Source organism: Ruegeria sp. BE9, assembly GCF_056538765.1.
Genome location: NZ_JBQFTS010000003.1, coordinates 175990 through 198293 on the forward strand (window position 1 = coordinate 175990; position 22304 = coordinate 198293).

Genomic DNA, 22304 nt, shown 5'->3' on the forward strand with positions numbered 1-22304 from the left:
CCACCCTGTGGTGAAGATTCCTGAAAAAAGGGGTTGACCCCCCCGCGCCACCTGCCTAATTAGGCCGCCTATCGGGACGCTGGAAACAAGTTAAGTGAAGGCGAAACGAGGTGCAAAATAAGGACTTGAACCCAGTTGGGAAAATGCCTTAGAGAGCGCCACGGATCGACAAGATCCAACGAAAGAGTGGGCCGTTAGCTCAGTTGGTAGAGCAACTGACTTTTAATCAGTGGGTCGCAGGTTCGAATCCTGCACGGCTCACCACTTTTTCTGTAGAAGAGACTAAGTATGCCTGAGCAGTGTGTCGTGTCAGGCTGGCTTGTGCTTAGGCTTATAGCTCACCCTTCACATCTAACGTCAAAGGCACGCCGATTGCCTAAAGATGGGATCGAAGAAGCCGAGCTAGAATGCTGCCAGCCTAACCGCTGGTTGTCAGTTCTATTGCTGAACCAACATTTGGGCCACTCAAGTCACTATAGGTGAAAATTGGTTCTCTTAGTGCTTTTTGCGGGTCTGAACGACAATCTACAAGAGAGTCTAGCCGTCTGATATCATCACGGTCGCGAATGGCTCACAGTCCGAGAATGTTGATCGTAAGAGCGTAAATCGCTTTCCCGCAAACAAGCTTTCCCCATCGGTATCTGAGTGCCACATTTGCGTCGTTTTAGGCCGTATGTGCGTATTGATTTGACAAAAAATGCAGTTTGTTCAAAGCTGTAAGTAGTTATGTGTGTTAAACGAGTGCTTTTGGTAACCGCCCCATTGGGGCGTCGGTGAACGTGATGAATCGAATTGGTATTGCGGAAGCGATGTCTCGCGAATGGGACGTCGTGATTGCTGGCAGCAGTTTTGCTGCGATGTTTTTCGCTCATGGCTTACCACCCGATCTGGACATTCTCATAGTTGAAAAGGGAACCTTTCGATCGCACGAAGTGCAAGTCCGTGATGGCTGGCAGGTTCTTGAACAAATCAAGCAGCGCAATACGTCCGGGGCGGAAAAGAACTGGATGAGCTTCACCACTTTTGGAGGCAATTCCAACTATTGGTGGGGGGATACTCCCCGGTACCATCCGGATGACTTTGTACTGCAGTCCAAATTCGGGGTGGGGATGGACTGGCCATTCCTCTATGAGGATTTGGTTCCATATTATGAACGCGCAGAACACTTGATGGAGATTGCGGGGGGTGGGTCTGATCACATCATTCCCCGCGATAACCCCTTTCCCTTTCCACCGCATCGTTTGTCCCGGTCGGACATCGTTTTGAGGTCATGTAGCGACACCTGGGTGCCGATGCCCACAGCGCGCTCGAACGGGGGCTCACGACCGCATTGTTGCGCCAACGGCGTTTGTGGGCTGTGCCCGGCAGGTGCCAAGTTCACCGTTTTGAATGGGTTCGATCGTCTTACCCACCCCCGGGCTCACTATCTTTTGGAAACAGAAGTGCGAGAAGTCTTGATTGAGGGAGGGCGCGCTACTCGTGCCGTTTTACGCGGACCCGAAGGCGAAGAGGTGAATGTTAAGGCCGGTTTGTTTGCCTTGGCCGCCAACGCGATTTTCAATGCGGCAATCATGTTACGCTCGGGTTTTTCGTCGCCGGCTCTTGGTCGCTACCTGCACGAGGAAGCGTCCCAGATCGTTGTGATAGATACGGCGACAATGAAGAACTACTTTGGTGGCACAGCAGAAACCAGTCACGGCTATCAGTTCTACCATAACATTGACCGGACCGAGGCTGCAGCTGTCCTAATCGAAAGCTCGAACACTCCACCCAATATTCGCGAAGAGGTTGGGAAATGGACCAACAGGCTTGTCCTAACCCTAATTGCCGAGGACTTACCCGTTGCCGAAAACAGGGTTCTGCTTGAAAGCGATGAACCTGTAATCGAATGGATCGGTCACCATCCCTACGCCTATCGTGGGTTAAAGCGCGCGTTCGACTCCTTGCCGGGCATCATTCCGGATGAACTGGACGGCATCAACTCCACCGAAGTGTTGCCTGGTCAGGCACATATTCAAGGGACACATCGTATCAGCGATGACCCCGCCTTAGGTGTGGTGGATCAGTTCCAGCGTTTGCACGAAGCGCCGAATGTTTTTGCGTTGGGGGCCGGTTCATTTCCAACCTGCTCTCCAGCCAACCCCTCATTGACGTTGTCAGCCATGTCTCTTCGATCAGCAGGGGTGGTCGGATGAGAATATCGCGTCGAACAATCTTGCTGGGAAGCGTCTGTCTGGCAACCGTTGGGCTTGGCGCAAGGTTGGGAATAAGCCCAGGAGCCATCAGGGATCACGCGCAGGATGTTATCGCCCGAATCTACGGCCCCGAAGTGTCTGTACACCCCGCAGCCGTTGAGTTCTGTGAGGAATACGAGGCTTTTCTGTTAAGCAAAGGCTTTCTGGGGCACGCGGCCAACGCCGTTTTCAACTTCAGAGTCCAGAACTTGCCGGTTATCCGAGACGAAAGCGAAGATATGGAACGCAGTATAGTGGTCAAGTTTGCCACTTCGACCAATATCGTGCTCGCGTCAGAGACGGGTGTTGAGCTGGAGTATATCGGAATATTCCAGCCCTTTGAGTTCACCTGCGCCAACCAGCTATCGTATATGGGGATGGTCTAAACGTCATTGAACAGAGGCCAGTTGGCGCTGTACCAAGTCTGCTTCCATCTTGGACAGTTGTTGCCGCCGGTGCGCCATCCCTTCGGATTCTGGCAGATTGAGGTGAGCAAGGATTTCCGCCCAGCGATTCATCCAATCATGCTTTTGCAGGGATTGAGCCATATTGATCTCGCGCATGCGCTGCTGTTCTTCAGCGTCGTCCAGCAAAGCTACAATTTGCGCGATAGCCTGATCGGGATCTTCTGACAGCCGGGTCACGGACTCTGGCCAGTCAAAATAGGATAGGTAATCCTCGGTTTCCGGCGCATAACCCACCTGTACGGCACCTCCAGCGATGCCTTCGACGTGCCGGGGGCCCCATGCGATGCTTCCCGCCCGCTGATCGGTATGACCCACCTTTGCGATATCCACCATGAACAGCTTGGAGTGCTGTACCAAGTTGGCCAGCAGATCCCTGTGAACTGCATGATCCGCGGTAATTGGTGGTTTGGTGGCTGAGTCGTACAGATAAAAACCATCACGTTCTTTCAGCACTCTCAACAGGCGCTCGTGCAACTCGGGGCGGCGACGGCCCATGCAATAGATGTCGATCGGTCGGGCAGAACGCAGCGACTGTGGGGCAAAACGCACCATATCTGCTGCCCCGGGAAGATGGATAACGGGCACGCCGGTGATCTTGCTCAATGCCTCGCAGGCTTCGGCAAAGGCGCAGCCGATGAGATCGAATTTTGATAAGGATTTGATCAGAGGCAAATGCAGTTCAAGCTCACCGGCCCAGACCTCCTCTAGAACGCAAACCGCCAAATTGGATTTCTCTCGCCAATCTGGGACAGCGTCCAACGCCAACAGTTCGAGCGGTTTCTGTGCGTTACAGAAAAAGATGTCGTAGGTCCGATCCAGAGGTGTGTTTTGAGCTCCGGATGGCCAGTACTTAAACAGATCACTGCGTTTGGAAAGCCACCTTTTGGGGTCGTATGGCAACCTCTTCGCCTTTTTGAGACGTGGGGCGACAATCTCGGCGTCTTCGATTTCGGCAAGAACATCCTCGAACTCGAAACCGGAACACCGTGAGACGTTGTCATTCAAATTACGCTGGGAAAAAATCAGCAGGTTTCGCCGCTCAGCTGCGGAATGGGCTGACTGGGTCAAACGATATTCCTTCAAAGGCAATGAACAATAGACGCATTACATACCGTCGATACCTTTGTTTCAAAGAAATTCTTCCTCGGGCTCTGGTGTGAAGGGAAAAGACCGACCCTAAGGGTGGAAAATCTGCCAATGAACTGGCCCCTAAAAAGCCGTGGGGCCTGAATTGGAGGAAATTTATGGAAAAATACTTGATTGTCTGCTTAAGTTTTGGAGTCGGACTCAGTCTCAATGTCCTCTGGCAGGCTTTATGAGTGAGCTTCGGCGCGTTTAAGTGGTTGCCGTTCATAAAGGCGGATTTTTAATGATTTTTACCGAAACCCATTTACAGGGTGCATTCGTCGTTGAGCTTCAGGAAAACTCTGATGATCGCGGTTTCTTTGCACGGGCTTTTTGCGCCAATGAATTTGAAGAACACGGTCTTAAGCCAACCGTTGCCCAAGTAAACCTCTCATATAATGAAAAAAAAGGAACCATGCGCGGCTTGCATTACCAGCAGGCCCCTGCGACCGAAGCCAAGTTCATGCGCTGTATCAGCGGCGCTATTTACGATGTGATTGTCGATCTAAGGCCGGATAGCCCCACTTATCTGCAGCATTTCGGCACTGAACTCTCTGCTGAGAACAGACGCGCGGTATACGTGCCCGAAATGTTTGCGCACGGATATCTGGCCCTGACCGACGGGGCACAGGCCTACTATTCGGCAAGCGAGTTTTACACACCCGGTGTTGAACATGGGATTCGCTACAATGATCCGGCACTCAATATACAATGGCCGCAACCTGTAACTATTGTTTCCGAAAAAGATGTGAGTTGGCCACTGATTGAGCGCTGATTCTCGCGGAGCACCCAAGGAAAGCACCTTTTTCCATGACGCCTTCGAACAAAAAGACATCAACTGTATTGGTCACAGGCGCCGCAGGATTCATAGGGTGTGCAACGGTCCGCGAGCTGATTAACCACGGGCATTCGGTGATCGCCACGTATAGAACCGATCCTCCACCGCAGATCGAAGGGGATGTGACTTGGGTTAGCGTGGATATGACCGACGCTGCGGACGTGAATGCGCTGCTGCAAAAGCATCAACCCAGTCATTTGCTGGCTCTGGCTTGGTATATGGGGCCTGGTAATCAGCAATCGCTCGAGAATTTTCGCTGGCTTCAATACTCAATCGATTTGTTGTTTGCCTTTGCCGAAGCTGGTGGAGAACGGGTGACGTTTTGCGGCTCTTGTATGGAGTACGACTGGACTCAACCCATAAAGCTGCACGAGGACAAAACCCCTTTGGCGCCAGCGACTGAGTACGGTGCGGCCAAGGCTGCGTTGTTCACTGCGTTTGGTCCGCTATGCGATGCGCTGGGTTTGTCGGGGGCATGGGCTAGGCCGTTCTTTTTGTATGGCCCGGGTGAAAACCCGCGGCGGCTTGCGGCGGATGTAATCCTGTCTTTGCTTGAGAACCGTGAGGCGCTCTGCACGCATGGGACACAGAAAAGAGATTTTCTGCATGTAGAGGACGTGGCGTCTGCCATGGTCGCATTGCTGTTCAGCGATGAAAAAGGACCATTCAACATTGGCAGCGGCGAAGCAATTCCGTTGGCCGAGTTAATTCAGGAAATCGGCCGACAAATCGGAGCCGAAGACTTGATCCGTCTGGGTGCCCGCGAAGCTCGAGCTGGCGATCCGCCCTTGGTTGAAGCCGACAGCAGAAAGCTGCGGGACCAACTGGGGTGGCAACCGAAATTTTCATTGGAAACCGGAGTAGCGGATACCATCGAATGGTGGCGCCGTGAAATTGCGAAAGAAAGTTGATATGAGTGATCAGAACATAGTTATCCTTGGGTCCGGTATGTCGGGGCTTGGTGCAGCGCATGAGTTGCATGGGGCTGGCGTTTCCAGCCGAATGTATGACAAGAACGCCTTTCCGGGTGGGCATACAGCCACATTTACCCATGACAGCGGCTTTATCTTTGACGACGGCCCGCACATCTCGTTTTCGAAAGATCCACGTATTCAAGATCTTTTTGCCGAAAACGTAGATGGTAAGTACGAAAAACTGCAGGCTTACGTGAACAACTATTATCACGGGGCGTGGGTAAAACACCCAGCGCAGGCTAACTTACACAACTTGCCGGACGAATTAAAAACACAGTGCATTCTGGACTTCATTGAAGCGTCCAAACAGGAAGTTGTGGAAAAGCCGGCCAATTATCTTGAATGGCTGATCTCGGTCTTTGGGGAAACCTTCGGCACCCATTTCCCTGCCGTTTACGGTAAGAAATACCATACGGTCGACGCAGACCAGATGAGCACTGTTTGGATGGGGCCGCGTCTGTATCGGCCCACAATGGACGAAGTCATTCGTGGCGCGATTTTCGCTGAAACGCCAGACGTGCATTACATCACCGATTTCCGCTATCCGACCGAAGGCGGTTTCATTTCGTATCTCAAGCCATTTATGGAAAAGACCGACCTGCACCTGGACCACAAGGTGGTCGCGATCGATCCCGAAGCACGGACTGTCCAGTTCGAAAACGGGGTGGTCGAAGAGTATGGCCATCTGATTTCTTCTATACCGCTTCCAGATTTGATCCCCATGGTCAAAGGTGCGCCGGATCACGTGCGCGAGGCTGCGGCGAAACTGGCTTGTACCACCTGCGTTACTGTTAATCTTGGTTTGGCCCGCGATGACTTCACACCGGCGACCTGGACTTACATTTACGACGAGGACATCGTCTTCACCCGGCTGAGCTTTCCGCACAAGATGTCGACAAAAACCTGCCCGCCGGGTTGCGGCTCTATTCAGGCGGAATGCTATTACTCGCATAAATACCGGCCGTTGGACGTGTCACCAGAAGACCTGATTCAGCCAGTGATAGATGATCTGGTGAAGATCGGTCTGATCGAAAAGGATGAGAAAATCCTGCACACCGACGCCCGGCTGATCACCCACGCCAATATCATCTTCGACCTGGACCGTGAAGAAGCCCTGCCGATCGTGCATGAATGGCTCAACAAGGTTGGTATTCACTACGTCGGCCGCTTTGGCGAATGGGGATATCAATGGACCGACGAGGCGTTCAAGTCCGGTGAGCGGGGCGCTCGTACCGTCCTTGAAAAGATCGCCGCGCCTGCCTGATCTTTGACCGATCGCCTTTTCAGGCGATCGGTTCCTTGCGTCGGAAGTCTTGATCCAGCTGGTTTTCCTGCAGCAGAGCCTCTAATTGGGCAAGTCGCTTGTATTTCCGGCCTTCAAAGTCCTCTACCTTGAGGTCACATGCTTTGACAGCCTCATAAAGCTGTTGAGCGCCTCGCACGGCGTCCCATTTCGGTTCGAAGCCCGGAATGCACTTTTCGATTTTGGCCGAGCTTACGCGATACGAGCGATTGTCCGGCCCGGCATCTGCAGCATAATCAATTTCAGCTCCTGGCACCGTGTCAGCGACGATCTCTGCCAGATCTTTGATCTGGTAGTTGTTTTCAGTCCGGCAAACGTTGAAGGCCTCGCCCGAAATGACTTTGGGGTCTGCAGCCAGCGTCGCCAAAAAGGCGCGTGCCATATCCTCGACATGGATGATCGGGCGCCACGGTGTCCCGTCCGACATCATAAGGATGCGTCCTGACGTGTAGGCGTGTGCAATCAGGTTGTTCAGCACGATGTCGAACCGCATGCGCGGACTTGCACCATATGCAGTGGCAAAACGCAGAAAGGTTGGCGTGAAGTTATCATCGGCCAACGGCTTCAGGTCGCGTTCAGCTAAAACCTTGGACACACCATAGTCGGTCTGCGGGTTCAGCTGGCCATTCTCATCGACGAAATCCTCGCCTGCGCGGCCGTAATTCGAACAGGAAGAGGCAAAGACAAACCGAGATACGCCAGCTGCCTTTGCTTGCTTCGCCAGATGGATTGTGCCTTCGTGATTTATCTGCTGCGTCAGGCCAGGGCGCAGCTGACCCAGCGGATCATTTGACAGAGCCGCCAAGTGCACGACGGCGTCAAAGCCCTGCAGGTCGTCAACCGTCAGATCACGAATGTCCTTACCCAGATTAGGGATTTCGGGAACCGTCCCGCCGGGAGCAAAGTCAGCGCGATCAAAGAGATTTATATCGCACCCAGTCACCTGGATTCCCGCCTCGGCCAATACCGGGGCGGTGACCGTCCCCACGTAGCCGAGATGACCCGTTAACAGAACCTTTTGAATGTTCCCAAGTTGCCCACGGACGGTTGCCATTTTTCCACATCTCCTCAAGTCGGCGTTTGTCCGCCAGGTGATCCATGCAATACCAGAACCCAGGATGGCGGTAGGCCATCAGCTGACCCATTTCCATCAGCTTGGGCAGTGGTCCTTCTTCCCACATAATCTCGTCGCCATTGACGCTGGCGACGGCATCAAAAACGCCGGGTTCCAATACAAAGAAACCGCCGTTAATCCAGTCTGCTGCAGTTTCCGGTTTCTCCATAAAACCTTCGACCAAGCCGTCTTCGCGCACTTGTAAATGGCCAAAGGTCGTCAACGGTCGAACCATCGTGATGGTGGCCAGCTTGCCGTGGGACCTGTGAAACGCAAGCAGCGCGTCCAGATCGACATTCGAAACCCCATCCCCGTAAGTCAGCATAAAGGTTTCGTCGCCCAGATAGGGCTGCAAACGAGCAAGGCGCCCGCCGGTCATGGTGTCCATACCGGTATCGATCAAATCGACGGTCCAAGGCGGCGTTTGATCCTCGGGAAATCCGTTGTCGAAGTGTGGATCGCCAAACAATTCCCGCTCGCTGAAGTCAATGCGAAGGTTGCCTTCGTACTGACACAGGTTCGAGACATACCGCTTGATCAGATCGCCCATGTATCCAAGCGCAAGCACAAAGTCATGATGACCATAGGTCGAATAGTGCTGCATGATATGCCACAGGATTGGCCGGTTGGCGATTTCCACCAATGGCTTGGGGCGGACGCGGGTTTCTTCAATTAGGCGCGAGCCTTTACCACCCGCAAATATGGCTGTTTTCAATGGTGCCTCCCCAAAGGATATGAAGATGAAAAAAAGGCATTCAAAAAGGTCTTCTAATAGGCAAAGTCGACAATAACGGGTGGTCCCCTGTCAATCTTTGAGGGGGAGGACGCTCTTTGAAATTGTACGCAAAACAGAAACATTTAACTACCATTCCTCTCTGGGGTGACGTTTTGGAAACCTAACTGGAGCGAGCAAGGGTCGGCGGCGCCCCGTACCCGGGGGTAGGGGTGGCGCGCAGAGCCTTGGCGACGAGATTCGTCTTGGTGGTAAAGGCGACAAAGATGATCCAGCTGGCAGAAAGACGGTTGAGAATCTCGCTTTCCGTGATGTTTAGGAACAGGAACGTCATGCCGAGGGTGAAAACAAAGGCAACTTCGTCTCGTCTGCCGAGGCGGCGCAGACAATAAAACGCCGAGCCGAAGAACCTAACCAAGACCACAAAGAAAAGAACCACGCCCACGAATCCTGCGTTCAGCCACAGTTCAATTAAGCCGTTATGCGAATAGTGGGGGACAAATCCCAGTTTCGCTTTACTTGCGAATATTCGAAGGTGGGTAGCTTCTTCGTACCAGTAGGCCAAATAGCCCCAGCCGAACCAGAATTTGTCCATCACAAAGGGCCAGGCAATGGTCCAAATGGGTATTCTGTCCGACAGCGTGGGTTTACGTCCGATCATTGCAAAAAACGGCTCGGCTATCGGCGAGGCGAGAATGAAAGTGATCAGGCAAATCGCAAAGACCGAAATCAGAATGAACCCAATCGCCCACAGCATTTCTTTCCCGGTGAAGATACGACTGGTGAAGTATCCGGTGATTACCACTATTCCGATGACTTGCGCTGTTCTGGACTCAGAGGCGAGCAGCAATAGAAAGGCAACAATGGCCGAAATCATAAACAGGGTTTTCAGCCTGCCCGCGGTTTGCTGCACCGCGAAGCAAGAGGTCAGAAACGCCAGAACACTTGTAGAGCCCAATTCATTCTTGTGTCCGTAGATTCCATTCCAGGTGTCTCCCCAAGGAGGAATTCCGCGCGCTTGTGGAAGTGTCGCGATCGCCAAAACGCAAAGGGCCATAACAGTGCTAAAGAAGGCAGCAAAGAACAGCAGAAGTCCTCGCATCGACATCATACTGGCCAGCGCTAGGCCAAATGCCGTCGTCACTAACAATGGAATGGCTCTTTCCAGAGATAGCATTGGAAAATCGCTCCAGCCCATCGAGAGCGTCGTCCAAAGCGTCAGAATCGTAAGCTCGGGTGCTGCAAATGTCCCGCGCAGCAAGTGGCGGTAATACAAAGAGGTCGTTGCCAGAATCGGTACGAGCGTCAGGATTTCCAGCTTATTGGCCAGATTGTTCTTCCATAGAACGATGGTCAGAAGGTCTGTGCCCACAAGTATCAAGTACATGAGGCACACCATTAAAACGATGTGATGGAACGCCGTTCCAGCCCCCTGTCTATGGGGAATACTGCGATGCGAAACCGTCATTGCGCACTCTTTAAACTCAAAAACTCAACTCCCGAAATCGGGATTCAATCGCCAAAAAAAGATATGACTGTTTACGAAACTAACAAAACTCGGGCGTTTTTGTCCATCTTGTGATGGTTCCCGCAATCAGAAGCTGGCTTTTCCAGCCGTTTCACAAAAATACCGGTGAAATCGACAACAGGGTCTGGTTATGTTTTAACGAATGCTGTTCCTGTGCCGGCAAGTGCCCTCGGGCAAGGCCAATTTCATTAGGCAGGAGCGGGGGTTGCGGCCAGTTTGTCGTGAAAGACCTCAGTTTGTTGTTTTGAGTAGATGCCGGTTTCCGGCGGTTGGGTTTTTATGGGTCTACAGCTACCGATTTCAGGACGTGGTCTGTCATGACCTGGTATTTTATTCCTCGAATGCTGTCCGCGGTTATCTCGATCGCTATTCTCGTAGTGATGACTCGTGTGCTGGGCCCGGCCGAGTTCGGGCGGTACACGCTGACGTTGTTGCTCGGAACTCTGCTCTATTCGTTCACGTTCTTTTGGTTGATTATCTCGGTTGGCCGGTTTCATCACGCCAAAGAGTTTGAAGGTAGAACAATCGGCACCGTGACCGGAGCCGGCGTTCTGATTGCTGTCGCTCTGCTTGCTTTGGTCGGTGCTACTTTTCTGATCTTTCCAGAAACATGGGCACAGAGTTTTCTGTTCGCCGCCATCTTTTGCATAAGCCACGCGGTGCACGAATTGGGCACAGTGTGTCTACGGCAATATAACGAAGGCCCAAAGTACGCAGTTGTAACCCTGTTGAGACATCTATTGGGAGTGTCTGTTGCCGTTGCTCTTATATTGGGCGGTGGTGGCTACAAGAGCGCTGTGGTCGGCATTTCCCTCGGCGCAGCGCTGACCGGAGCGTATGCAATGGTCATAGCAATTCGCAGATCGGGTATCTACTTTCCAAGGGTTGCTGCTACACGGGCCTATCTCAAGTTCGGCTTCCCGCTTGCCGTGGTCACGTCGGGCTCGACTTTCTTTGCAATGTCCTCGCAAGCCTTACTGGCATATTTCGTGGGGCTTGACGCAGCTGGCTATTTTGCTGCCGCGCAAACTTTGGCAACACGTGCCCTGCGGCTGACGATGAGCACGTTGTCCAATGTGGTTGCACCCTCAGTATTTGAGGCGCAGGAAGTCAGGGGAACGAAGTCGTCGGATTCCGTCCTAGAGAAGTATTTTTCGTTTCTAATGCTGATCGCAATGCCGATCGTAACCGCGTTGATCTGTTCGGCCGGTGTGTTTGCCAACTTGCTCTTTGACCCCGAATTCGCCGCCGAAACGGCTGGATATCTTCGTCTATTGGCAATAGCGGCCTTCATCATTGGTCTGCAGGGCTCGTACTTCAGCTATTCGTTCATGCGCTCAAAGAAAACCGGGCTGCAGCTTGGCATCACATTTGGATCTTTGGTTGTGCATGCTGGTCTGTCCCTTGTGATGATTTATGCGTTTGGCGCTCCCGGAGCGCCGTATGCATACCTGCTGAGCGGTATATTCAGTTTTAGCGTGTATTATCATTTTGGGCGCAAGATTGACCCGCTCAAAGTCCCGGTGCCCGAGATTATGAAGGCTTTGGCGGGTGCTTTGGTATTTGCCCCATTCGGATTTATCGCAGACGGAGCAGCCACCCTGACCTTGCAGTTTACCTGGCTGGTGCTGGGCTCGGTGGCGATGTTTGTTTGCCTTGTCTTAGTCCGCCAAACCGCGGCTGTTATCGCTTGGGACAGGGTCAAAAGGATGATTCTATAAAGGGCACCGAACCGCATGCGAGCGTTCACCCAGACTTTTGTTCACCGAATTTCCTTCAGGACTCAGAATGTAAACGGTTGCATTTTTGCCAAATTACGCCCGGTCATTTTCTTAATCTGTCACTGATGCCTCGTGACTGCTAAAATATGATGATATTATTGCGTAGACTTCAAAATTATGTGTCAGGTAATGGTAAATGGCGTGCTGTGTTCTTAGTTAAATAGCGCCGCCGCAAAAAACGCACAATCTGAGGTCATTAAAGGCTGATCGACAGGAAACGCCAAAGACCCAAAATGCTAGAGCCAAGTACCAAATGTTAGTCGTCTACTTACTTTCAGGTCCGCTGGTCGCAGCCTTGTGCTTCGTGGCCTTTGTCGTGTCTGGCACGAGTACCGGTTCCGCAGTGCTTGGAAGCGTTTTGATCGGCTGTTTTTCGCCACTTTTGATTGCCGTTCTGCACATTGCATTTAGCCGCAAGCTACGCTTGAAGTTAGATGGCAAATTGCCTTCAAAAGTTGAGCAGGGTGAGAACGGGTAATCCCGCTTCAACGAACCTGTTGTTTTTGCTCAACCATCCATTCAAACGTTTGAATTAGACTTAGTATCTGGATGTTTCCGAGCTGCAGTTGCCTTAAAAATAGGCGGCCACTAAGCAGCGATGCCGAGGCTTCGTAACAAAAAAGTTGTCACAAGTATTAAGAAGTGCGATCATATCGCCGGGCAATATCCCGACATTTGAGTATTATTGAGTCGGGTACAATAAGGGTGGGAACACGCATTGTTCGCGTAAGACCCCTAAATCGAGCGAAGAAAATTGAAACGCTGACGCCGCCGTTTGACTTAAGGGCGCGGTTTTGGCGGGTGTGTTGCACGGTTAGATAGTTCCGGGTGCACATTATAGTACCCGGTGTGTTAATTATTTTGGGGGTTAAGATGAACCAAATTCGAGGTTCAATTCCGTTAGAAGATACGAAAATATATAATCCAAATCAACGCGTTACTAGTGACGATGTTAAGCATGAAAATCTGAAAAGTTTCTATGCGGTCAAGGGGAAGCGTCTGTTGGACATTTCTCTTGTTTTGCTTGGTGCGCCGTTTGTGTTGCCGCTGATGCTGCTCATCGCCATTTTGGTGAAGTGCGATGGAGGCCCGGCGATCTACAGACAAAGACGCGTGGGTATCGGTGGCCGCGAGTTTGATTTCCTCAAATTTCGTTCGATGGTGCCTGACGCCAAGCAGAAGCTCGAAGAGCACCTGCGCGAATGTCCGGCGGCGGCTGCTGAATGGAAAAGTCATCAAAAACTGGAAAACGATCCGCGCGTGACCAAATTCGGGCGCATTATCCGGATGACTTCTTTGGATGAGCTTCCACAGCTGTGGAATGTCCTGATCGGAGATATGAGCCTTGTTGGACCGCGCCCAATGATGCCGGAACAGCAAGCTCTGTACCCGGGGCGGGAGTACAACCTGATGAAGCCCGGCATTACCGGGTTGTGGCAGGTGTCGGATCGGAACGATGTGGAGTTTTCGCACCGCGCCATTTTCGACAGTGCTTATGCGCACAAAATTGGTTTGTGGTATGATTTAAAAATTCTGTTCCGCACCATCGGAGCCGTGTGCAGCGCGACCGGGTGCTGAACGCCAACGGCTAAACGCCTTTAACAAGATGTGGTGGCCTGAGAATGAAACAGTTTAAGAGTGTATTGTGTAAGGGGTGGTCTGGTCGTTCCCGGCATATCCTCAGAAGTGTCGGCGCGTTGTCGGTTCTTGCCTTTTTGCAGGCTGCGCCCGCTGTCGCGGATTTCAACCTGGAACCCGGAGATAGCATTCAGGTGACTCTGACGGGGCTGGATGATCTGTCCTTTGACGCCAACATCGATGTGCATGGAGACGTCAATCTGCAATGGCTTGGGCAGTTTCAGGCGCAGGGATTGTCCTCGGACGAACTGGAGCGGCTTGTTCGTTTGGATGCCGCTGGCAAAATCGTCAAGCAATACAATCAGGATGGTCAGATATTCATCATTCAATTGGATGGAGATGAGATTGAGATCACCCGAAATGGATACCGCCCGATTATCATTGGCGGTGATGTCGCTCGGACCGGTCAGATTGACTATCGCCCTGCCATAACAGCGCGCGAGGCCGTAGCACTGGCGGGTGGAGTTCGAAGCCAGCTCTTGACCGACGATGTCTCGATCGACCCCATTCAATTGATGCGGTGGCAGACAGCATACGGTCAAGCCGCGCTGGAGCACGCGCATTCCATGGTCCAGATCTGGCGCGCGACGTCCGAACTTTTGAATGATTTGAGCCACCCGCAACCGATTGCTGGGCAGGTTTCCGTTTCGCAAAAGGTTCTTGAGGAACTGGTCTCTGAACAAATCAAGATCCGCAATATCAACCAACAGAATGAGTCCGGCGAGCGACACTATTTCGAGGATGCAGAAGATCAGGCCGAACAAAGGATTAGGATTCTTCAGCAGCAAAAGACGGAGTTGGCCAAAGCGCTGGCTGCTGATGAGGAAGAAGAGGCGCGCGTTGTCAGTTTGGTCGATCGAGGTTTGGCACCGGGATCCCGGCTGGCTGACACCCGTCGTACCACGGTTCTTTCAGCAACCCGCCTGCTGGACGTCGAGGAAGATCTGGCGACCACCAGCCTGATCCTGACTAGGTTGAAAAGAGACCGGGAACTGTACGAGCAAGAACGTTCCCTGCGTCTGTTGCAAGAGCGCAGAGACGCAAGCCTGGTCCTACGCGATGCCAGCGTGCAGATGGACACCATCTCAAAGTATCTTGCAGGGGCGTCGAACGAGATTGGAACCGAAAGCCTGATCACTGACATCGACTACTCGGTTACAGTTTACCGGTTGGTGAGCGGCCAGTTGCAAATGCTCGAAGCCGACAAGCTGACGCAATTGATGCCCGGGGACAGTGTGGAAATCGAGGTCGAGGAAATGGCACCCGGGGCCCCGCTAACCGAGTAACCGCCGACCGAGTGAGGTTCTTTGAGCCAAAGTGATTTTCGGAATGGTACACAGCAGATCGACAGCTATCCTTCAATCAGAAGACTCTCGTCTTACAACGTTCCGAGTTGCAGTTCTGGTGAGTTGTTTTGCGATTTTGCAAACGGTGCCGTCCTTAATAAACGGCTATCCATTCATCTTTTTTGATACTCATGGATACTACAATGCGGGCAAGGCGGTCGTTTATACTTTGATAGGTGCGCCTACTGGTGTCGAAGCTGTTGTCACACCTGCAGATATCTTGAGCGGGTCGTTGCAAAACGGGACCGGCGCGCTGGATTATGAAGCTGCCATACCCATGTCTCGATCGCCGTATTACGGTGTTTTTGTATTTCTTTTCCTGAACGCCGAGGCGTTTCTGCTGGTGCTCGTTCAGGCCATCACAGTGGCCTATGCGGCTTGGTTGGTTACAAAACAGATCTGTCCTCAGTACCCTGCAAAGCCTTACCTTATCGCCGGTGTCATTTGCATGCTGGCGACGCCGTTGCCCTATTTCACCGCATACGCTATGCCGGATGTCTTTGCTGCAATGGTACCGTTTTGCTTGTTTTTGCTTTGCTTTTGCCGCCCCAATTTGTCGACCGTCGAAGCGGTCTTTTGTTGGGCGGTGCTGCTTGCAGCCGTTGCGTTTCACAGCAGCCACGTTCTTTTGACTGTCGGCCTACTTAGCGCTTTCGTGATACTGACGATCTGGCCCAGGCTTCGTTTCAGCCTTACCGGTTGGTTTGCATCGTTGTCTGCGCTGGCCCTTGGGATAGCTGCCACTTTTGTTTTTGCATTCACCTCGCAGGCTGTCTTTGGAATGTGGCCACAAAGCCTGCCATTTTTGACTGCGCGAGGTATCGAGGACGGCCCGGTTGCTGCGCTAGTTGCAAGTGATTGCGAGGCGTATGAGTTTGCAATCTGCAACGTAGCCCCGCTGAATAACCATGAGTCGCAGCATTTTCTTTGGAGCTCTGACGGGGTTTATCAAACTGCGGATGCCGAGACGAAACAACGACTCAGTGATGAGGACTTCTCAGTGTTTCTAACAGCTGCGCTCAAGCGGCCGGGCATGCAGCTTAGCGCATCATTTGGCAACTTTGCTCAGCAACAAAGCCAGTTCGGATTGTATGAATTCGGAACAGCCAAAAGAGTCATGGCCGAGAACGCGCCGAGGTTCATGAGCCCAACTAATCTGCAGAGATTTGGGCAGTCTCTGGCAGTTTCGGGAAGTTTTCCCTTTGCCGCCCTGACGGCTATTATCTACGTCACGGTCGCGTTTAGCTTGGTGATTGTGATTTATGTCTATGTATCCCGGCCGGTGTCGGATGTCGCATTGGCGCTGGGCGTTGTTGTTTTGCTTACACTTGTTCTGAATGCGGCGGTCTGCGGAATTCTGTCCGACCCGCATCACCGCTATCAGGCGCGCCTAATTTGGTTGTTGCCTTTCCTGGCTTGTCTGCTTGCTTTCCATCAACCAAAAGTTAGGCACCCTGATCACCACAACTGACCAACACTGCGCAGGTAAAAACCTGTTGACAAAACACGGGGCGCGATGGGTTTGTAAACTGTGGGCACTGGAAAAGAAGCGATCAAAATGCCGTCTTCTCAGTTTATGAAATTCGCGGTTGTGGGGGGCATTGCCTTCGTGGTGGATGCCGCGCTGCTGCTCTTTTCAACCGAGGTGGTGGGACTAATTCCCGAGGCTGGGCGGCTTCTGTCTTTTATGGGGGCGGTAACCACCACTTGGTATTTGAATAGGACGTTTACCTTCGCTACTCGCAAGCCGCCCACATTCAAAGAGTTTTTTAGATATGTCTTGGCGATGAGTGCGGGCATGGCCATCAACTACCTGGTATTTGTCATTTTGATCCACGTGAACCAGATTGCAAATGCCTATCCGGTGGTCGCGTTGGTGCCGTCGACACTGGCTGGAATGATGATCAATTTCATGTTTTCGCGCCGTATTCTGGGTTCGCGGTCATCTTCGCAATAACAGAGAATACGCGGCGCGTTTCGCCTGCAGCCGGTTAACCCAGAACCGGGTCGCCGTAGAGTTTGACTTTCTTCATGTTGACCCGCGTCGCAACCAGAGCGGATGGCCTAATTCCTGCGTTTTCCAACTCGCGCATGGCCTGAAGAACGGATTTCTGCGGCGTGTTGTTCCATCGGGTGAAGAGGATCACGCGCTGTGAAAGCTGAGACAAGTATGCAGCTTCGACGGCGGACAACAAAGGCGGCGTGTCCAGCAGAATAACGTCATACATGTCGGACAGTGACGAAAGCAGCGCCTGGAATGCAGGAGAGCACAGGAACTCGGTTTCATCTCTGGTTTTTTCGTCCGAGATATCCGGGCCGATCAGGGGCAGTACGCCCAGACCCGATTGAGGCGTGGCCACAATAAAATTCGCCAGCGCCTCTGGCTTTTCACCGACTTTTTCCTGTGATGCCGGTGTCATTTCATACAAGTCCCGATACGCGGAACCTGCGGTGTCACAATCCACGATTAGCGTTCGATACCCAGCTTCGGCACAAACAGAGCCAATGAGAAGAAGTGATGACGTCTTGCCTTCGTCTGCCAAAGAAGAGGCACCGGAGATCACCAAGCAGCCACCTTCCGAGACCTGCTGGTCCGGGGCACCGTCGCCGTTCTTGGAGAATACTCCTGCGGGGTTGGGCACCGAAGGAACGTCGCCGTCATGGCGCAATGCCCTAAGACCAATATCCTTGCTTGCCAGCAGTTTCTTCCCAAAGTGCAAAAGCTCGGGGTCGAGCTTGCCATCTTCGGTAAAGAATGTTTCGAAGGGCGATTCATTTTGGACTTCGGGAACAATTGCCGACAACTTGACCCCGGTTGTGCTTTCGAATTCGAACGTGGTTCTCAGTCTTTTTTGCAGCAACTCCCGAACGACAGTCAGGCCGAGGCCGACAAAAATGACGGCAAACAGAATTGCAATCGAAACCTGCGCACGTCTGGGTTCTGATGGGTCGATCGCAACGCGTGCAGTTTCAATGATATGAGCCCCGGCATCCAGATACTCGCCCTGTTCCGCGCGACGTCCCAGCTGTGAAACGAAGTCTCGATAAATGGCCTCAGTTACCAGGATTTCGTTCTCGATACGCTTTGTCACAGAGTCATGCTGAACCTGCAAAGTCTGCTGCTCTTTAAAGGTTCCGATGTTTTCACCCAAGACAGCGAGCTGCCCGGACATCACGGTGATCCTTTGATCAATCAGGGCTTGCGCCGTGTCCAGTGCGGCGAGAGCCTCATCCGGGTTCGCCGCAGCATCCAGGCTGCGTGTCACCAAGCCAGCTCGTACAGTCAGGTCTATTGCCTCTTGAATGTTGCCGGACGTACGCAGCTGGCTGATCGTGTCAGTCTGTTCTTGCAGTTGTAGAAGCTCTTCTTCCACAAGCTGTGAACGTTTTTCCGCTTTGATCCGCTGAGCTTTGATTGTTGCGTATTCCTCGGGCGAAAACGGTGCTTCGATTGAGTGCGCCTCGAGGTCCGAGCTGAGGCTGTTCAGGTCTTCCCGCAACTGGCCGATCCGAATGGCAAGCCACTGTTGCGACTGGCCCAGATCGTTGCGCTTCATTGTTGTCAGGATCGAAAGATATTCTGTCGCAAGGCTGTTAGCGATTTCGGCGGCTTTTTGCGGTGATTTTGATGTGACGCGTATCTGGTACACGGCCGAAATGTCGCCAACCTGTTCGATCTGAGTGGACTTACGCAGGTTGTCGATCGTCGTTTCGCGCAGAAGAATAGCTTCGGATTCTGCGTCCCCAGCTCCGTCCTCGCCGTTTCCTGAGATTATGTTAACCAGACCGTTCTTGACTTGCCGAGCCAGCGTGATGGGATTCAGTGTGAACCCGCCTTCCTCACCGGCAAATTCCGGATCGGATTGAAGCTCCATAAGGTCAACAACGCTTTCGATCAGATCCGTCGACCGCAACAGTTCCAGCTCACTCTCCAAAGATGTCAGTGAAAGCGGCAGGCCCGAGACATGAGGCGTGAACTGCGTTTCTGTCTGAACGCGCGTCTCCATCATGACTTTCGCGCTGGATGTGTATTTGGTGTCAGATGTGTAAGTGAAAAGATAAGCTAGGACGGCGGCTATAAACCCAAAAAGCACAATCCAAGGGAACGCACGTCTAATTGCCCAGGCTACGTTTGAAAGCGTTCTGAGTTCTGAGTCACCTGCCGAAGCGATGCCCGCCCCCGAAAGCTCCAAATCCAATCCTCTGCGGTACTGATCAGTCATAACTAAAAAACAAATGTTGCACAGGTATACCTAAACATAGGCCGAGGCGGCCTTTAAAAACAGAAAAAACATCAAATGACGTCAACAATGGGATCAGAAGACCATGATTGGATGCTAAAAGGAAGAAACTTTAGCGCTTATCGGCAATTCTGATGCAGATGTGGCAATAATCAGAGCAGTTGTGGGAGTATTTAATAGCGAGAATCGGTAGGGCTGCACTAACCTGAGGGCGTAACCAGTATTTTTGACCAGTTGGCTTTGTGATGAATAAAATTCTCGAAAAGCGTTTGCCGCATGCATTTGTTGGGGGTGTGCCTGTGGCGATTGCAAGTGACGCTGAATTAACAACAGCGATGCTCGAAGATGTGGAACGCCGCAGGGCTTCGGAACTTGATCGCGCGTTGACAGTGTTTTCTTCGAATGCTCAGGCCATTTCATTCTACGCAAGTAATGAGAAGTTTGCCGAAGTTATGAACGCGGCTGATATTGTGCACGCGGATGGTCAGATCGTTGTCTGGGCGTCCCGGCTCTCTCATCGCCAACAAGCGATCCCCGAACGCACAGCAACTACAGATTTCATTCACTCGGCTGCAGAAGTCGCCGCCAAGAATGGGCTGAGTTTCTATTTGCTGGGTGGGAAAGAGGACATTAACCGCGATTGCGCAGAACGTTTGGTTCAGCTGTATCCGGGGTTGAAGGTGGCCGGCCGCAGAGATGGGTATTTTGACCCTTCTGAGGAAGACGCCATCGTAGCCGATATTAATGACAGCGGGGCCGATGTTCTTTGGGTTGGTTTGGGAAAACCCAAGGAACAGTATTTTGCGGACCGGATTGCGCGGAAACTGGATCATTGCGCCTGGATTGTGACGTGCGGCGGATGCTTTCACTATGTAGTGGGCGATTACCCACGGGCGCCGCACTGGATGCAGCGGATGGGTTTGGAGTGGCTTCACCGCGTGGCGACGGGTCCGAGATATCTGATCAAACGGTACCTGCATACACTGCCGCACGCGCTGAGCATTGTTCTGAGAAAAGAGGTGCCCAAGCGCTTTGCGCGCAGATGATGTTTTTAGGTTTTGGCCCACGTTCGAATTTCCGAACTGTTCAGTGGGCTGAGGGGGTTTCGAGTGACAAAAGTGGATTTTATTGGCATTGGCGCCCAAAAGGCTGCAACAACCTGGCTGCATCACGTTCTGTCCGGGCACAACTCTGTTACGACCAATGATGCCAAAGAACTGAATTTCTTTACCGCGAATTTTGACCGGGGCTACGCGTGGTACGAAAACTGTTTTTCCGATGGGCATGACGGAAACATTAGGGGTGAGTGCTCTCCGACCTATTTCTTTAGTTGCGACGCACCGCGCAGGGCACGGGACTACAATCCCGACCTGAGGCTGATCTGTATTCTCAGGGATCCGGTGGCGCGGGTAATTTCAAACCACATGCATGAGATACGTAAAGGCCACATCGCGTCTTCGACGTCGTTTGAGGCGGGGCTGGCGCGGAACCCGGCTTACGTCCGACAAAGTCAGTACAAAACAAATCTGGAAAACTGGTTGGCCTGCTTTGATCGCGATGCCCTTCTGGTTCTATTCTCTGAGGACATTGCAGCAAACCCTGATGGCGCATTTGACCAAGTCTGCGCCCATCTTGGGATTTCATCCGAGGACCAGCCTGACGCAGTGTCCGGGCGTTTTCACGAAACTATCACCTATCGCAATAAAACACTGCAAAAGTCGTTGCGGCTAGGGGGCGACGTTATGCGGTCGTTTGGAATGGATGGGGCGGTGAAAACGATCAAAGAATTGCCGGGTTTGAAGCAGGCGCTGTCGATGAACCGGCAGCACCTGAAAACCTCGGTTGCGCCGCCTACGGACAAGACACGCCGGATGCTGGCCGATCAGTTCAAACCAGATATGGAGTATGTGGCAGAGCTGACAGGCCGCCCCAATTTGCCTTGGGCAACTTGGCAGGATTTGCACTCTGGCAATCTTGGTGGGGGGCGCTGAAATGAATGCCATGTCAGCGATCCGGCAATGACCGGCAACTCGAAAGATAACACTCCCCATGTCGCCGTTTGTATCGCGACTTGTATGCGACCTCAGGGGCTTCGGGCTTTAATCCAAAGCCTTAATGCCCAAAAATTGACCGCGGATCAGGCGCGGGTGACGCTCGTGATCGCAGATAACGCGCCTCAGGCTACGGCCGAAGCGACGTTGGGTGAGATTCAAGGCCTGAGCAAATGGCCGGTAATCTATGTGATTGAGCCGAACCCGGGGATAGTGTCGGCCCGTAATCGAACGTTGGCGGAAGCGCCGCAAGATGCTGACTTTGTTGCTTTTTTGGATGATGACGAACACGCGTCAGAGCAATGGTTGAACCAGATGCTTCGGACGATCGCGCTGCCTGGAACTGTTGCAGTGCAGGGACCGGTCGAACCCCGGTACCGAAAGACGCCCCCTGATTGGATCGAAGCTCTGAATCTTTTTCGCATGGGTCCGTACGAACAGGGCGCAGAGCGGGTTTCGGCTGCGACCAATAACGCGCTGGTGAAAGCTGCAGAAATCCACCAGCGCCATCTCAGGTTCGACCAGCGGTTCAATAAAACTGGGGGCGAAGATGAAGAGTTCTTTTCCCGGCTCCGGGAGAGCGGGGGCACAATCCGTGCTGCCGCCGATGCGTTGGTCTGGGATGACGTACCTGAAAACAGGATAACGCTGCGCTGGCTTGCGCGGCGATGGTTCCGAATGGGTAACACGCTAAGTCGTATCGCGCTGATCCGGCGTCGGGGCGTTGCTATGCGAGCTGTCAAAAGTTTGGGGGCTATCGGTTGGGGCATCGCTATGTGCCTTTGTCTCGGCTTTGGCTCTCAGGCCAGGTGGTATCGCGGCATACTCGAAATTTGTCGCGGTGGTGGAATGATCGCGGGTCTAATGCGGGTCGATTTCGCCGAATACAGCAGCGCAGCCGTTCAGGGCGACAGGATCGGAGGGCGCTGAT

General features: G+C 52.7%; 18 protein-coding genes and 1 tRNA gene. 14 read left to right on the forward strand and 5 right to left on the reverse strand.

Going from position 1 to position 22304, the window contains the following annotated elements; genetic code table 11:
• Positions 1-188 precede the first annotated feature (188 nt).
• The 3 genes from ACR0EO_RS11800 (at position 189) to ACR0EO_RS11810 (ending at position 2620) form a co-directional block, all read left to right on the forward strand.
• Positions 189-264 (forward strand) — tRNA-Lys (locus ACR0EO_RS11800).
• A gap of 518 nt (positions 265-782) precedes the next feature.
• Positions 783-2195, forward strand: coding sequence for a GMC oxidoreductase (locus ACR0EO_RS11805; protein WP_480690092.1), 1413 nt, complete (start codon positions 783-785; stop codon positions 2193-2195).
• The gene (locus tag ACR0EO_RS11810) at positions 2192-2620 is read left to right on the forward strand and encodes a hypothetical protein (protein ID WP_480690094.1); all 429 of its coding nucleotides are present in this window, start codon (positions 2192-2194) and stop codon (positions 2618-2620) included. The genes ACR0EO_RS11805 and ACR0EO_RS11810 overlap by 4 nt, the downstream gene beginning before the upstream one ends.
• Positions 2621-2623: 3 nt before the next feature.
• Here the strand turns inward: ACR0EO_RS11810 and ACR0EO_RS11815 are convergent, their stop codons facing one another.
• Entirely contained in the window at positions 2624-3769 is a 1146-nt protein-coding gene (locus ACR0EO_RS11815) for a glycosyltransferase family protein (RefSeq protein WP_480690096.1), read from the reverse strand.
• 301 nt (positions 3770-4070) lie between these two features.
• Between ACR0EO_RS11815 and rfbC the strand changes: the two genes are divergently transcribed.
• Genes rfbC through ACR0EO_RS11830 form a run of 3 tightly spaced genes read left to right on the forward strand, consistent with a single transcriptional unit; the run spans position 4071 to position 6902 of the window.
• Complete coding sequence (rfbC, locus tag ACR0EO_RS11820) at positions 4071-4601, forward strand: dTDP-4-dehydrorhamnose 3,5-epimerase (RefSeq protein ID WP_480690098.1); 531 nt, start codon at positions 4071-4073, stop codon at positions 4599-4601.
• A 35-nt stretch (positions 4602-4636) separates the two neighbouring features.
• Positions 4637-5575, forward strand: a complete 939-nt coding sequence (locus ACR0EO_RS11825; RefSeq protein WP_480690100.1) for an NAD-dependent epimerase/dehydratase family protein — start codon at positions 4637-4639, stop codon at positions 5573-5575.
• Between the two features lies 1 nt (position 5576).
• Complete coding sequence (locus ACR0EO_RS11830; protein ID WP_480690102.1) at positions 5577-6902, forward strand: protoporphyrinogen/coproporphyrinogen oxidase; 1326 nt, start codon at positions 5577-5579, stop codon at positions 6900-6902.
• Between the two features lie 19 nt (positions 6903-6921).
• Here the strand turns inward: ACR0EO_RS11830 and ACR0EO_RS11835 are convergent, their stop codons facing one another.
• From ACR0EO_RS11835 to ACR0EO_RS11845, 3 genes are all read right to left on the reverse strand, one after another.
• Positions 6922-7929, reverse strand: a complete 1008-nt coding sequence (locus ACR0EO_RS11835; protein ID WP_480690441.1) for an NAD-dependent epimerase/dehydratase family protein — start codon at positions 7927-7929, stop codon at positions 6922-6924.
• Positions 7856-8770, reverse strand: coding sequence for a glucose-1-phosphate cytidylyltransferase (gene rfbF, locus ACR0EO_RS11840; protein WP_480690104.1), 915 nt, complete (start codon positions 8768-8770; stop codon positions 7856-7858). The genes ACR0EO_RS11835 and rfbF overlap by 74 nt, the downstream gene beginning before the upstream one ends.
• Before the next feature lie 181 nt (positions 8771-8951).
• Entirely contained in the window at positions 8952-10175 is a 1224-nt protein-coding gene (locus ACR0EO_RS11845) for an O-antigen ligase family protein (protein WP_480690106.1), read from the reverse strand.
• Positions 10176-10633: 458 nt separating this feature from the next.
• On the opposite strand from ACR0EO_RS11845, the gene ACR0EO_RS11850 reads away from it, so the two are divergent.
• The 5 genes from ACR0EO_RS11850 to ACR0EO_RS11870 all read left to right on the forward strand — a co-directional run bounded on the left by ACR0EO_RS11850 (position 10634) and on the right by ACR0EO_RS11870 (position 17038).
• Positions 10634-12037 carry an oligosaccharide flippase family protein gene (locus tag ACR0EO_RS11850; RefSeq protein ID WP_480690108.1) on the forward strand — a complete coding sequence of 468 codons (1404 nt, stop codon included), beginning with the start codon at positions 10634-10636 and terminating at the stop codon, positions 12035-12037.
• A gap of 933 nt (positions 12038-12970) precedes the next feature.
• On the forward strand, positions 12971-13675 hold the full coding sequence (locus tag ACR0EO_RS11855; protein ID WP_480690109.1) for a sugar transferase: 705 nt from the start codon (positions 12971-12973) through the stop codon (positions 13673-13675).
• Between the two features lie 44 nt (positions 13676-13719).
• The gene (locus ACR0EO_RS11860) at positions 13720-15021 is read left to right on the forward strand and encodes a polysaccharide biosynthesis/export family protein (protein WP_480690111.1); all 1302 of its coding nucleotides are present in this window, start codon (positions 13720-13722) and stop codon (positions 15019-15021) included.
• 43 nt (positions 15022-15064) lie between these two features.
• A complete protein-coding gene (locus ACR0EO_RS11865; RefSeq protein ID WP_480690113.1) occupies positions 15065-16552 on the forward strand; it encodes a hypothetical protein in 1488 nt (495 codons plus the stop codon).
• Positions 16553-16639: 87 nt separating this feature from the next.
• On the forward strand, positions 16640-17038 hold the full coding sequence (locus ACR0EO_RS11870; RefSeq protein WP_480690115.1) for a GtrA family protein: 399 nt from the start codon (positions 16640-16642) through the stop codon (positions 17036-17038).
• A 34-nt stretch (positions 17039-17072) separates the two neighbouring features.
• Here ACR0EO_RS11870 and ACR0EO_RS11875 read toward each other — a convergent pair whose 3' ends face one another.
• Entirely contained in the window at positions 17073-19304 is a 2232-nt protein-coding gene (locus tag ACR0EO_RS11875) for an exopolysaccharide transport family protein (RefSeq protein ID WP_480690117.1), read from the reverse strand.
• Between the two features lie 263 nt (positions 19305-19567).
• On the opposite strand from ACR0EO_RS11875, the gene ACR0EO_RS11880 reads away from it, so the two are divergent.
• The 3 genes from ACR0EO_RS11880 (at position 19568) to ACR0EO_RS11890 (ending at position 22303) form a co-directional block, all read left to right on the forward strand.
• Positions 19568-20368 (forward strand): WecB/TagA/CpsF family glycosyltransferase, encoded by an 801-nt coding sequence (locus tag ACR0EO_RS11880; protein ID WP_480690119.1) that lies wholly within the window; start codon positions 19568-19570, stop codon positions 20366-20368.
• A gap of 63 nt (positions 20369-20431) precedes the next feature.
• Positions 20432-21313 (forward strand): sulfotransferase family protein, encoded by an 882-nt coding sequence (locus ACR0EO_RS11885; RefSeq protein WP_480690121.1) that lies wholly within the window; start codon positions 20432-20434, stop codon positions 21311-21313.
• A gap of 27 nt (positions 21314-21340) precedes the next feature.
• Entirely contained in the window at positions 21341-22303 is a 963-nt protein-coding gene (locus tag ACR0EO_RS11890) for a glycosyltransferase family 2 protein (RefSeq protein WP_480690123.1), read from the forward strand.
• Position 22304 lies beyond the last annotated feature (1 nt).